The 13,510-nt window shown below is 52.5% G+C and carries 10 protein-coding genes and 1 tRNA gene; 6 read left to right on the forward strand and 5 right to left on the reverse strand.

What is annotated here, in order from left to right:
- Positions 1–40 precede the first annotated feature (40 nt).
- A tRNA-Leu gene (locus ACK4S7_RS05335) sits at positions 41–127 on the forward strand.
- Positions 128–570: 443 nt separating this feature from the next.
- On the opposite strand, the gene ACK4S7_RS05340 is transcribed toward ACK4S7_RS05335, so the two are convergent.
- The 4 genes from ACK4S7_RS05340 to ACK4S7_RS05355 form a co-directional block, all read right to left on the reverse strand.
- Positions 571–1,527, reverse strand: a complete 957-nt coding sequence (locus ACK4S7_RS05340; RefSeq protein ID WP_409644979.1) for a LysR family transcriptional regulator — start codon at positions 1,525–1,527, stop codon at positions 571–573.
- 2 nt (positions 1,528–1,529) lie between these two features.
- Entirely contained in the window at positions 1,530–3,323 is a 1,794-nt protein-coding gene (locus ACK4S7_RS05345; RefSeq protein ID WP_409644980.1) for a CocE/NonD family hydrolase, read from the reverse strand.
- 44 nt (positions 3,324–3,367) lie between these two features.
- A complete protein-coding gene (locus tag ACK4S7_RS05350; protein WP_409644981.1) occupies positions 3,368–4,906 on the reverse strand; it encodes an AbgT family transporter in 1,539 nt (512 codons plus the stop codon).
- Between the two features lie 81 nt (positions 4,907–4,987).
- Positions 4,988–7,957 carry a TonB-dependent receptor gene (locus ACK4S7_RS05355; RefSeq protein ID WP_409644982.1) on the reverse strand — a complete coding sequence of 990 codons (2,970 nt, stop codon included), beginning with the start codon at positions 7,955–7,957 and terminating at the stop codon, positions 4,988–4,990.
- A gap of 72 nt (positions 7,958–8,029) precedes the next feature.
- Here ACK4S7_RS05355 and ACK4S7_RS05360 point away from each other — a divergent pair, with 72 nt between their 5' ends.
- Entirely contained in the window at positions 8,030–9,187 is a 1,158-nt protein-coding gene (locus tag ACK4S7_RS05360) for a CapA family protein (RefSeq protein WP_409644983.1), read from the forward strand.
- Between the two features lie 447 nt (positions 9,188–9,634).
- On the opposite strand, the gene ACK4S7_RS05365 is transcribed toward ACK4S7_RS05360, so the two are convergent.
- Positions 9,635–9,817, reverse strand: a complete 183-nt coding sequence (locus tag ACK4S7_RS05365) for a DUF1289 domain-containing protein (protein WP_409645027.1) — start codon at positions 9,815–9,817, stop codon at positions 9,635–9,637.
- Between the two features lie 245 nt (positions 9,818–10,062).
- Between ACK4S7_RS05365 and ACK4S7_RS05370 the strand changes: the two genes are divergently transcribed.
- From ACK4S7_RS05370 to ACK4S7_RS05385, 4 genes are all read left to right on the forward strand, one after another.
- Positions 10,063–10,716, forward strand: a complete 654-nt coding sequence (locus tag ACK4S7_RS05370) for an alpha/beta hydrolase (RefSeq protein WP_409644984.1) — start codon at positions 10,063–10,065, stop codon at positions 10,714–10,716.
- A 196-nt stretch (positions 10,717–10,912) separates the two neighbouring features.
- Positions 10,913–11,470 (forward strand): SRPBCC family protein, encoded by a 558-nt coding sequence (locus ACK4S7_RS05375; RefSeq protein ID WP_409644985.1) that lies wholly within the window; start codon positions 10,913–10,915, stop codon positions 11,468–11,470.
- A 1-nt stretch (position 11,471) separates the two neighbouring features.
- Positions 11,472–12,650, forward strand: coding sequence for a zinc-dependent alcohol dehydrogenase (locus tag ACK4S7_RS05380; RefSeq protein WP_409644987.1), 1,179 nt, complete (start codon positions 11,472–11,474; stop codon positions 12,648–12,650).
- Positions 12,651–12,660: 10 nt separating this feature from the next.
- A complete protein-coding gene (locus ACK4S7_RS05385; RefSeq protein WP_409644988.1) occupies positions 12,661–13,440 on the forward strand; it encodes an SDR family NAD(P)-dependent oxidoreductase in 780 nt (259 codons plus the stop codon).
- Positions 13,441–13,510: the final 70 nt, after the last annotated feature.

A 13,510-nucleotide genomic window follows, 5' to 3' on the forward strand; every position in this document is an offset into this window, starting at 1 on the left:
CGCCTACCCGACACGCAGGCGCTACGCCCGTATGTCTCGTGCCCGGATGGCGGAATTGGTAGACGCACCAGCTTCAGGTGCTGGCGCTGGCAACGGCGTGGAGGTTCGAGTCCTCTTCCGGGCACCATTTGCATGTTCATGAATAATCGTGTGGATTGAACAATCCCAGATAACTGCTTAAAATGGCTGTGATGGCGCGGCGCAAGTGCCACAGCGCGTTTCTTGAAGCCGCGATAAGATGCTGCTGGCTCGCCTAGCTGAAAAGCTACCCATGTCTGGATGCAAGAAACCGGGCTGCGTATTAGTGCTCATACCCACTTTCTGCTTCGCTTGCTTCCTGGTATCGGAGGCTGGCTCGGCCGCCTCAACCCGCTTAATTAAAGCCTTGCGCGGCGTTTAAGGCAAAAGGTTGAAACAAAATGACCCGCAGAATTGGGCACTCACTATCGGCAACCTCATGATCGCGCAGGCAGGCATACCAGCGCAATTGTTCAAACGCCTAATGGCACCGATGTAACCATCAACGGCTGTTCACAAATCTTAGGCAATAAACCGTACAAGTTAGCCCTGTCACTTCTTCGCGTGTGGATTATTTTGCGGTTGTTCCAGGAAAAAGGACAGGGCCTCCCTTTTGAACTCTTCTGTCAATCTTGATGGTCTGGCTACGTTGGACACTGCAAATGCGTAGGTGTGCGTAATTGAAGGAACGAATGGTCGCGTTACCAGCGGCGCTTGGATGTAGGGGCGAACAAGTAGCTCATTGAGAATGGCCATCCCGTTTCCTCGCCCTGCTAGGGCGCAAGCAGATCCATGTGTGTGTGTTTCTATCGCGACCGAAGGTTTAAGTCCGAACGACGCAAATGCAGCGTCAACTTGTGTGCGCCAATATCCGCCAGCTCCGAGAAGAATTAACGGGTGAAGGCCTATATCAGAAGGGGATATGGTCTCGTGATTTGCTAGCGGATGATCCTCCCGCATAACGCAAAGAGTTCCGCTTGTTATGACTTCACTTAGTTCTAAGTCTTTCTCATCGGTTGGCAATTTGACGAAACCACAATCCACATACCGCATTGCGATCATTGAGCGGGCGGTAGCTACGCTGCGGGAATCGATGCTAAATTCTACGCCGGGAAATCGGTCGCGAAATCTAGACACTATTTCGGGCAGCACGCCTTCGGCGAAGCTTGGTGGAGCGACAACGCGTATCGTTCCAGCCGAGTAGCCAGCAATATCCCGTACGAGACTATTAAAACGGTCGAGGCTGGCTAACGTCAGATCGACTTCCTGCATTAATTTCGTTCCGTCTGCTGTTGGAACGAGTTTCCCGCGATCTCGATAAAAAAGGTCAAAACCTACTCTGGCCTCTAACTGAGAAACGAGCTTGCTGACGGCAGGCTGCGACAAAGATAGCTGTTTGCCTGCCGCGGTTGCTGAGCCCGTGCGCATTATTTCCGCAAAAACCCTCAGTGAACGAAAGCTCACCTCTCTATCGTTTTGGGTAACCTCAGATATGACTGGCTTGCGCATGCCTAGTTGGTAGCAGGGATTACGGGAATGTAGATAGTAGATGGATATTGTTTGCTTGCGTACACGCTGTTTTCAGCGGTGCAGGGCAACAACCCCTCTACTCGCCAGTCGGTGTTAGGGTTGATGTCAAAATGCGGGAAGTTGCTGCTTGCAACCTCCAGACGGATGCGATGTCCGATGCAAAACAGGTTGCTCATTGGAAAGGACGAAATGCTCACACGGTAGACATGGCCGCTCTCCATCGGTTCAGGCCGCTCGAAGGAGTTGCGAAACCGCATTCTGAGAATACCGTGGGCGATGTTTAAGGCGTAGCCTTCTGGGTAGTCGGCACTGGGCGGATAGACATCAACCACCTTGATCGTGAAATCGGTATCAATTGCGGTAGAACTTACAAAAAGCTCCGCCACGATCTGCCCTGTGACGTTAACGTCCTCCTCGAGCAAGGCTGTCTCGAATATCAGTACATCCGGCCGGTCGGAAAGTTTGCGATAAGGCTGCTGCGACCTAAATACATCGGGACCTTCGCGCTGATCAAAGCCTCCAGCTTCCATGACTGGCGCTCCCGAAGCCATCGCTCCGCCGATGGTAGGCACTGGATCATGTGGATCGGACAGAAAAGTAAATTGTTTCGATCGGACTGCTGCAGTCTCAGCGAGGGAAGCATCAGGCTGAAGGTAGAAGGATCGGATGGCAGTCTGGGCTAAAGGCCAAGTATCTGCACTGTGCCAGGTGCCGCCATGGTCCAGCCGTCCCGAGGGCAGGCGGCGACCGGACCCACCTCCCATCTGAAAATAGTAAATGGCACGGGGCAGGGGGTCATTGCCATTTCTGTTCAGATGGAAATCAAACCAGCGCGTTCGCAATTCGACATAATTGCCAAATTTTGCGTCAAACGTCGACGATTGGCCGAAATCAACATCCCCAGCAAAAGTTAGAGACCTTTTGCCATGTGTCCATGGACCCATGATGAGCTTAATCGGACCGGTCTTGCATTTGGACAGCTCGGTAAAATTCTCTATCGCTGTTAATGCGTACGGATCGTACCAGCTGGACATATGCACCATTGGAACATCAGCGAATGTGTCATACGCTCCGCAGGCGTAAATGCCGCTCTGTTTCCAGAAGTCTGTGAAGGTCTCATTCTGCCACTGTTCAAGGATAAAATCTTCGTATTCGGGCGCAGCGCTTATCGGGGAGTGCCCCTTTCGCCATCTTTCCACACTAAGCCAGTCCCTGATGTCTGCGCTCGCTAGGGCACTGCGGCGGGCCGGATCTGCCTCGGTTTCCGGTGAAAGCAAGGCGTGCTTCATTGCCCAAGTCAGCTGCTTTAACTCGTATGCTCCACCCTGCCTAATGCCACTGTGGTACGCACTGGAAAACCCGCCTGAGTCCAGAAACATCGCCTGCAGCCCGACGGGATTTAACGTGGCTAAGGCCGCCTGCACATGTGCTCCATATGAAAGACCGAGTGTGCCGACACGGCCATTGCACCATGGCTGTTGAACAATCCAGGCAACAGTATCGGCCCCATCTTCTGCCTCGCAAAGGTACTTCTGGAAAACACCTTCGGATCGGTACCGGCCACGGCAATCCTGAAGAACGAAGACATAGCCTCGTTTAGCAAACTGGGTAGCAATCTCCGCCTTGGATAAAGGTGTCTGATCCTGCACGGAGAAGTCCGCGTGGTTCGTGCCAAGCTTATCATATGGTGTTCGTTCCAAGAGCACGGAGGTACGCTGTGACTTGCCGAAGCTGGGGAGATAGACATCCGTTGCCAGACGCGTTCCATCACGCATTGTGACCATTATATTCGATAGGACAGTGACGTTCACAGGGCAGCTCAACGCGGTGTTAGTTGGTACGTGGAGGGAGCGCTCGGACCTACGGGCAATTCGAAGCCTGTCCAAATGCCTACAAGGCATAAACCAACCAGACCAATTGCTATTGAAAAAGGTAGCATCAGCGCGATGAGCGATCCAACTCCAAAAGTCTTATCCCACCGCTGGGCTAGAACCATGACCAGTACGAAATTTGAGGCCACCGGTGTCACAATGTTGAATATCGAATCTCCCATTCGATAAGCCGCCGTCGTCATTTCGGGTGAAATGCCGAGCAGCATCAGCATGGGAACTACGATGGGTGCCATCGCCGTCCATTTTGCTGATGCGGATCCGATGAACAGATCGAATACGGAGGACATCACAAGCAAAATTATAAGTAGCAGCGGTGTTGAGAGCTGGAGCGTGCGAAGCCATTCTGCGCCGTTAATAGCAAGAACAGGCCCAAGATTTGACCAGCCAAACATGGCGATAAAATGCGCCGCAAAAAAAGCTATGACGAGGAAAGGCGATAGGGTTGCCAGGCCTTCACCCATCATTCGCACAACGTCCCGGTGAGATTTTACTGTTCCTACGACCGATCCGTAGATCCAACCGCTGCCTAGAAATAAGAGCATGAACCCAGCGACCAGGGCGGAGTAAAATGGCTGCAATCGGGATGGACCTTGCGCTGTGTCGTCTATCAACGGGGCGTAGCCAGGCATCGCAGCCAGAAACGCAAAGATGCCGACCAGGATGAGCGTAAACAATCCCGCGTATATCAATCCTCGGCGTTCGCGAATAGGATCATGAATTTGCTCAATGTCATTGCCCGGGGCATTTCCGGTCCATTTCCCCAGCCGCGGCTCGACGATACTGTCGTTCACTATCCAAGCGATTGGCACCAGTATGATCCCGAGCGCAGCAGTAAACCACCAATTCCCCAAAGGATTCAAATTATGATCTGGTGTCAGCAACGATGTTGCCGATTTGGTAATCCCCATCATTAGAACGTCAAATTGCCCAGGAACAAGATTAGCAGCAAACGCCCCAGAGATGCCTGCGTACGCAATGGCCATGCCGGCAAGGGGATGCCTACCAGCAGATGCAAAGATAATTGCCGCTAAGGGAATAAGCACTACATAGGCTGCGTCAGCTGCGTGGTGGGAAAACAAGCCAATCAAAAAGATAGCGGGACTTAAGAAACGGGTTGGAATGTCGCGCATTGCACGCGTCATAAGCGCCGTGAATAGTCCTGACCGCTCGGCCACTGCTGCGCCAAGCATCACTACTAGTATCAGACCGAGTGGTGGAAAGTGGGCCATTGTATCTGGCATATCGGTAAGTAACTTACGAACATTGTCAGCAGACAGAAGGCTTTGCGTAACAACGGTATCGCCAGTCAGCGGATTGATCGCGTGCCACTGCAAGATGCTACCTGCCACCGAAACGCAAATCAGAACGGCAATCAGGCCGAGGAAAATAAATACTGGGTCGGGAAGGGCATTACCCCATCGTTCCACCCGATTGAGCCAACTACGTGCCTTGATGTCCGCGGGCATTTTGCTGCAGTCCTATAACCTTTATACAAGCGGCGGGTATGTCGGCCGCAGGCTGTTCGTCAGCGGCCGACATCAACTGGGTCACATTTTTACGTTAAACCCTACGTAGATAAACCGGCCGCGCGCATCATAAGTGTAGATGTCATAGTTGATGGGAGCATTTGCATAAGAAGCAGGCGGTGCTTTGTCGAAAAGATTATTAACGCCAATGGTGAAACGGGCCGCGTCATCTGCAACTTTGAAGCCCATCTCGAAATCCGTGTAGACTATGGCCTTGGTCTTACTGTCCTTCACCGCATTTACGGCATCTGATGTGGAGCCGATATAGCGGGCACGTAATGTGGTGTCGATGGAATCGCCGGTCCAGCCGAGCGATGCTTGGCCTTTCCAATGCGGATAGGTTGAGCGCGGTGAATTGCCCGTGCCTGCTCGTTCATCAACAATGGGATCGCCGCCCGCCGGGTTGGGTGCAGTTGTCTTAAACGAGTTGAGATAAGACGCATCCAAAACTGCTGAAATCCGCCCAACGTTTGTGTTGAAATCATAACGAAGAGTGGCATCGACCCCATCGGTCTCGATTGAGTTCAGGTTCTGGGCGCCTTGTAGGAGCTCAAGAATAGCTCCTGTGCCTGTGTCCCGGCGTACCAGATCACAGAAGACATCCCCTCGAGCCGCACATAACTGCAGAATTTGAGTAGCGGATTGAGACGCAATCGCGTTATTTATCTCGATTTTGTAGTAGTCTACCGTAAGCGAAAGCCCAGGGATGCTGTCAGGGGATATTGCAATGCCGGCGCTGAACGTATCGGCAGTTTCAGGCTTCAGCGAAGTGTTGCCGCTGATTACACCAGGTATTAAGCCATTCAGGTTGAAATTAGCTTGATTGTAGCCTGTTGGCACGCCTGCGCATCCTGGCCGCGAAGCATTGACGGCAGCGCCACCGTTGCAAGGATCCGTGCCTTGAAAGCTTGTCTGGCGAGCTCCCTGATACAACTCAAGAATCGACGGTGCACGGAACCCTTGAGAATATGTTCCTCTGAATAGAATATCGCGGATGGGGCGGTAGCCGACACCGGCCTTGAGTGTCACTTTGCTCCCTACAGTTGAATAATCGGAGTACCTTCCAGCCAGACTGAGCTCCAAACTTTGGGCAAGGGGCTGGTCGCGGAGTAGGGGCACACTTAATTCAGCATAGCCCTCATGAAGATCATAGCTGCCGACAGTTGTGGTTCGGGTTTGTGACGTGGTGGAAGTATATTGTGAAGACAAGAAACGCGACGGAGAGTTTACAAAGGTGTCCGGCGCATCAAAACCGCGGTTCTGTCGGTATTCGTAACCAACTGCCAACGCTACCGGGCCAGCGGGCAATTCAAACAAGTTGCCTGTCACGTTTAACGCGGCATTGTAGAGTTCGGTGCGATTATACTCACGTGTTGTGAAGCGAATATAAGAGGCTTGAGCTTCAGTCATTGGCGAAAACAAGTTGATTGGTACGCAACCGGCCGTTGCAGCACAGGTCGTAGGTGATCCAAGACCTAAAAAGAGGTTGTCGTAGTTAATGCCATTTTCGGCCACGGTGTTGATGCTGTTGCGTGAATAGGAGCCGAAAACATCCCATCGCCATTCGCCATTACCAATCGTGAAGGTGCCATCCACCCCAAGCGAAAGGCGCACGGTCTCGACGTCCTGCGAATTATTTCGATTCCCGACGTCAGTCATGACCTTGCGGATGCGCCAAGCACTATTTGAGGCAAAAGTCAGAGCGTTCGCAAGTGGAACACCATTCGCCGTGCCAAAAGGATTGAATGCTTGGTTATTTGGGATGGAGAAGCCGCGGACGGTGCCAGCGCTTCCGCCAACGTCAAGAAGGACCGGCGAAAAGAGCTGACTAGATTTACGGCGGTTGTAGACGCCTTCCAACCGAACAGAGACATCATCGGTTAGATCATAATCAAACCGTCCGTAAAAGCCGTAACGTTCAGACGGACCGGTCGAGTAAATACCTTGCGCCTGTGTGTTATAGAAATCACCGGGCAAAGCGCCTCGACGAAATGCATTATCTGCTAGGTTTCCGGCGCCGATAGGGCCGGTGTCGCTATATACGATTGGGCTCGTGCTGCTGGCGAAGCCGGCAGGGGTTCCGAAGTATGTATTTCCGGAAAGACCGGGAAGGATGAAAAGCCCATTGGGGCTCGTCCCGAGGGCCGTTTGAGGAACCAGCGTCAATGTTGTTAGTGGGCGGGCGTCAGTCCGAATTGGGCGTGATTTAAAATAACTACCGGATAAAATAACAGATGCACGATCCCACGTCTTGCCGCCCGTAAGTACGCTTGACAATTCAGCCCCGTCGCCGTGGCTGGTGACGCCGGCCCGGACAGAGCCGCGTAACCCGTCAAAGGGTTGAACAGTTTTGATGTTAATAACGCCGGCAATAGCATCAGCGCCATATATCGCTGAGGCACCATCTTTTAGCACTTCAATGCCGTCAATCATCCCCTGCGGCATGGTGTTAAGGTCGACAAAGTCACGGAAGCCGCGCTGCCCAACACCGTCCACCCACCGATGGCCGTCGACAAGTACCAGAACTCTGTTGCCGCTGCCCTCACCACCCCCAAGATAGCGCAAGTTAATTGAACTTGCGCCGTAGGAAGTGCCCTGGGTACCGTTGGAGTTGAGGCTGACGCCAGCCGAAGGAAGCTTTTGGAGAAGTTCGCCTACAGATGACGTACCTGACTTAGCGATGTCTTCGGATGTTAATGTCAGAAGAGGGCCGAGGGAGTCCGCGTCCCTCCTGTTAATCCGAGAACCGGTAACAATAATATCTTGGCCAGCCTCTTCGGTCTCAACAATAGGTTCACCTGCCGTCTGCCCCATCACCATGTTTGGCCACGCTAACGCAACAAGACTGACGCCAGCTGCTATCAGAAGTTTTGTCGAATGGCATTTTTGAGCCAAGTGGTCAGATTGCATTGTAATATATCCCCTATTTGCGAACATGTGCCATGGGTACTCCGGACGCTTGCGACAAAAAAGCTTATTACCCGATGTCATGAAGTCATAACAAAATAGCAAGACCTTGTCCGTTTTCTGTTTACTTTAGTATAGCGATGAGACGGAGGGCCTATGAAATTTCCAATTATCTCTCACAACCGGCGACAATTTCTGGGTGGAGGGGGCTCCGTTGCCTTCCTGCCCGTGGCCGCATCGGCTATGAAATCACGGCGCCCTCTGCGTATTTCGTTATTGGGTCAGGCGCTCATCAAGACCGATATTCGGGCTATGGGTTGGCAACATGCCGCAATATTTCGCAAGTTGCTGCGCGGCCAAGACGCCGTCTTCACGGACTTGGAGACCGCAATTGCCGGACCGTTAGCTGGTCAGTCGACACGCCCTGCGAACAGCGAAGTGCTTCATGTAGGTGATCCCTCGGTCATCGACTGCTTGACGTCATTGGGCGTGAACCTTTTTGCGACATCCAACAACCATGCGTGGGATTTAAACACAGGTGGGATTCTGTCGACTATCCAAGCTTTGGATGAACGCGGCCTAAGTTATGCGGGCACCGGCCGGAATCTCGCTGCCGCAAGCAGACCCGCATTGCTGAAAGGACGCGGCACTGTCGCGCTAGTTGCTGCCGCGTCAGGAGCGATCCGCGATGGAGCTGCAGCAACTATGACAAGGCCGGGCGTTAATGAGCTCGTTCGCGGGCTCGACGGTGCGCTTACCCCATCAGATGTGGACCGTTACCTCGCCGCAATCCGTGTTGCTGCCAGCACGGGTGCTACGGTCATTGCTTACCTTCACAATCACCATTGGGAACAAAGGAAGTCTGATACCCCTACTTGGCAGCGGACCTTAGCAAAAGCTGCTATTGATGCAGGCGCATGCACCTTTGTTGCCCATGGGGTCCCGGAATTACAGGGTATAGAATATTACAAGAGTGCACCATTATTTCACGGACTATCTTCGTTCATATTCCAAACCGAAAAGGCAGATGACGCCTACGGACCGGAGGCATGGCAATCATTGATCGCTCACCTAGAGGTTGAAAACGGTAAAGTGTTCCGAGCAAACATACGGCCCGTCCAACTTGATTACGAGGGGCTTGCTTATCAGGGCCGACGTGTACGAGGCAGCCCAATGGTTGCAACGGGCACCCAAGCGCGGACAATTCTAGAGCAAGTCAAAGTATTGAGTGCAAGGCTAGGTGATAGCGTGAGCTTTAAGTCGATTGGCGTGCCCCACCAGAAAGACATTTTGCTGTCGATCATGGAAAACTAACTTGCAGTTGCGGCGTAAATCATAGCTTCAGTCACGGGTTCCATGCCGAAGATGCAGGCGACCGGTTCAGTGTCGAATGTGCCTCTCGCTACAGCAGGTAAATCAAGGTAACTAACAATGGTAGCGAATCGAGTTTTTGATGAATCGGGTGCCTGCTCATCAGGCCGATTTACGGACTCGAAGCATTCTAGTGCTTGAAATTTGGGGGCCATATTGGGGACTCGAAATTTAAAGTTATTTAATTGTTATATTATACAAATATTTATCATAGAACTTCGAGTCCTCTTCCGGGCACCATTTGCATGTTCATCGATGTTCATTTCCGGTTGAGAATCCCAGAGTAATGCCCAGAAATTGACTTCTATGTCGGGGGCTGGTTGCTCTTGTCCGGTATTCCCGGCGGGTCAGCCGTTGCGCGCTCGAGCTTCGGTCAAGGCGGGCAAAATATTAATCCTCGAAGCGTGAGGTGAAACGGCCAGAGGCAAGAGCAGCTATTTCGATTTGACGGGCAGCATTTGCGTTCCCCCACTCAACAATCTCGTCAATCGTTCGCCCGCAACCGGCGCAAATATTATCGTAGCGGGTTAATTTGCAGTTGCGATTGCAAGGGGATAACGACACCTTATTCATGGTTTGTAACAAAGCATATATGCGCAGGGTTCGCAACTGATCGGGGAACGCGATAATATTATAAGCCCAGTTGGACACGCCCTTGGTTTAATCTCCCATCGACTTGGGCATTTGGCTGTTGCTAGAACATTTGTGGAAGGCAACTTTACACCGCTTGGCGTGATTATAATGTACGAAGCTGGATTGAAACCAGTCGTCGGTCAAGTATCTCCTCCTATCTTGATGAGCGCGTACTGGAAATTATCGTGACCAAAATCGTCAACGGAAAAAGCTTGAAGCCGAAGTCGGGATTACGGCCTCGACAGATCGTGATGTTGCTTCATGGCTTTGGTTCAAGCGGCGATGACATGATTGCTTTGGCACCCCACTGGCAAGAGGCCTTACCCGACGCCCTGTTTCTTGCGCCCCACGCGCCGCAAAGGTGCGGGATGATGGCGGTAGGCTATCAGTGGTGGGGATTATCCGGCTTTGCGCCATCGGCGCTGGCCGCCGGTGCGTCATCGGCGGCCCCGGCCATCGATGCTTTCATTGATCGCAAACTGGACGAATATGGCCTGACCGAAGATAATCTTGCGCTAGTCGGGTTCAGTCAGGGCACGATGATGGCGCTCCATGTTGGACTTCGCCGGCCGCGCGCACCTGCTGCTATCGTTGGATATTCTGGAATGTTGACCGGCGGATCCGAACTGGCTCGCGGGCACCATGTGAAACCGCCCGTGCTGCTGGTTCACGGAACGGCGGACCCGGTGGTGCCTATTGCGGCCATGCACATCGCAGAAAGCGAACTGAAGCGGCTCGGCGTTTCCGTCACAAGCCACGTGTCTCATGGGGTCCCTCATACCGTCGACCCTGTTGGTTTGCGCCTAGGCAAAGAGTTTGTGGCGCGACACCTCACTTGAGTAAAAATTACGGAGGACACGCCGCCATGGCGGTGTGCCCGAAATATGGGCTGCGTTTTATGCGCCACTAATCGTGGCGATCAGCAAAACCTCCTGTCATGTTTTGCAAACCTTCGGTTGGTCGCAACCAGTGCAAGCAACAGGAACATCATCAATCTCGCAGGGTTCATAATGGCATACATGCAGGAGCCCTATTATGTCCGAGGACGATAATACCCAACATGATGACGCACCGTCGACTACTTCCAAACATGGCAAGTCGGGCGATCTGGAGCGCTTCTCACGTGCGATGACTATCAGCCGCGAGCCCACCGAGCTCTACAGATACTGGCGGGATTTTTCGAACCTTCCGACTATCATGGACAATATTGTGTCGGTGACACCGGTTAATGATGAAATTTCGGACTGGGTGGCAATAGGCCCCGGCGATTCTGAGGTAAAATGGCGGGCCCGCGTTACAGAAGATATTGAAGGCGCTTTTATCGCATGGAAGAGCGATGAGGATGCGGACGTATTTAATGAGGGGCGGATTAGCTTTTCGCCAGCGCAAGGCAACAGAGGAACCGTAGTAACCGCAACAATGTCTTATGATCCGCCAGCGGGCTTCGTCGGCAGGATCGTTGCCAAAGTATTGCAACGCGAACCAGAGGTTCAGCTACGTCGGGATTTGCGGCGCTTCAAACAACTTATGGAGACCGGAGAGATTGCCACCAATGTGCGCAATCCTGCCCAACTTGCCAAGGAAGGAAAATAATATGCGTGCACTTGCTTGGCATGGGAAACACGACGTCAGGGTCGACACCGTCGATGACCCGGAAATCGTGAACCCCCGCGACGCGATTATTAAAGTCACATCAACTGCAATTTGTGGCTCGGACCTGCATTTATATGATGGCTACATTCCTACCATGAAAGCGGGCGACGTTCTGGGTCACGAATTTATGGGGGAAGTCGTTGAAGTCGGTTCCGGCAGCACTTTGAAAAAGGGCCAGCGGGTTGTCGTCCCCTTTACCATCGCATGTGGTAGCTGTTTCCACTGCGGTAAAAAGCAATACTCGGCCTGTGACAATGGCAACCCCGCCGACAATCAGGATATCGCGGAAAAACTTTACGGTCATCCCATGTCCGGACTATTTGGATACAGCCATATGACTGGCGGTTATTCAGGTGGCCAGGCAGAATATGTTCGCGTCCCTTTTTCTGACGTTGGGCCAATCATTGTCCCTGACGGCATCGATGACGACAAGGTGCTGTTCCTCTCCGATATTTTGCCTACGGGATGGATGGCTGCCGAAAATTGCGACATTGAACCAGGCGACACAGTTGCCGTCTGGGGCTGCGGTCCGGTGGGACTGTTCGCGATCCAGTCAGCGTTTCTGCTTGGCGCGGAGCGCGTAATTGCAATTGATCATTTTCCAAGGCGTCTGGAATTGGCAGCGCAGTTTGGTGCGGAAATTATCAACTTCGAAGAATCCAAAACCTCGGAGGCCTTGCTGGAAATGACAGGCGGAATAGGGCCGGATGCCGTCATTGATGCAGTCGGTCTTGAAGCCCACGGTCTCTTCGCGGACAATGTTATCGACCAGATAAAGGTTTCGACCTTCCTTGGCACTGATCGAACGCATGCCATCCGGCAGGCAATTATCGCCTGCAGGAAAGGCGGGCGCGTGTCGATGCCCGCCGTCTATGGCGGATTTGTTGATAAATTTCCGCTCGGTGCCCTCATGGAGAAGGGTTTGACACTGAAAACGGGACAGACGCATGTGCAGCGGTATCTGCAGCCATTGCTCACTGCAATCATGGAGGAGAAAATCGATACCACCTTCCTTATCAGCCACCGGATGCCGCTCGAAAAGGCGCCAGAAGGATACAAGCTGTTTCATGATGAACAGGACCAGGCGACCAAAATCGTTTTGAAGCCGGGATTAAATTAGGGGAAACGGTATGCGCAAATTGGCAATTGTAACGGGCGCTTCTACCGGCATCGGTTTTGAATTAGCATCTATCGCAGCGGAGGAAGGATATGACCTTTTGGTGGCTGCTGACGAGGATCTTATCCTTGCTGCTGCTGCAGATTTCTCCCAGCACGGTGTAAACGTTACACCTGTCGAAGTGGATTTGTCTTCTCTATCTGGCGTAGACAAGCTGTTAGGCGAATTGGAAGGGCGGCAAGTAGACATATTGTGTGCAAATGCAGGTACAGGCACGGGCGGCGCGTTTCTGGACCAGGAATTTTCCCGGATAGAGCATTCGGTGAATACGAACATCACTGGTACGATATACCTGCTTCAGAGAGTATTGACTCAGATGGTTGAGCGCGGCGAAGGAAGAATTCTCGTCACTGGGTCGATTGCTGGCTACATCCCCGGCGCATTTAATGCAGTTTATAATGCAACTAAAGCGTTCATCGACAATTTTACAGACGCTTTGCGCAATGAATTGAAGGATCATGAAAAAATAACGGTTACGACCCTTATGCCCGGAGCGACTGATACCGAATTCTTTGCGCGGGCCGACATGCTCGATACTCAAGTAGGGGCGGCGGACGGCAAAGACGACCCGGCAAAGGTTGCACGTGACGGTTGGGACGCAATGTTGAAGGGCGATGACCGGATTATTTCGGGTTTCAAGAACAAGCTGCAAGTAGCCGCTTCGGGCGTTGTTCCGGTGGGAATTTTAGCTGAAATGCACCGAAAACTGGCTGAGCCGGGTTCAGCAGACTAAGCTTTTCCTTGGTCCACAATTGCCAGATTTTTGGATCAAGGACGATGCAGAGGAGATCGACCTCTACTGC

Origin of the sequence: Sphingorhabdus sp. (assembly GCF_046292425.1) — a bacterium.
Lineage (GTDB): Bacteria > Pseudomonadota > Alphaproteobacteria > Sphingomonadales > Sphingomonadaceae > Sphingorhabdus_B.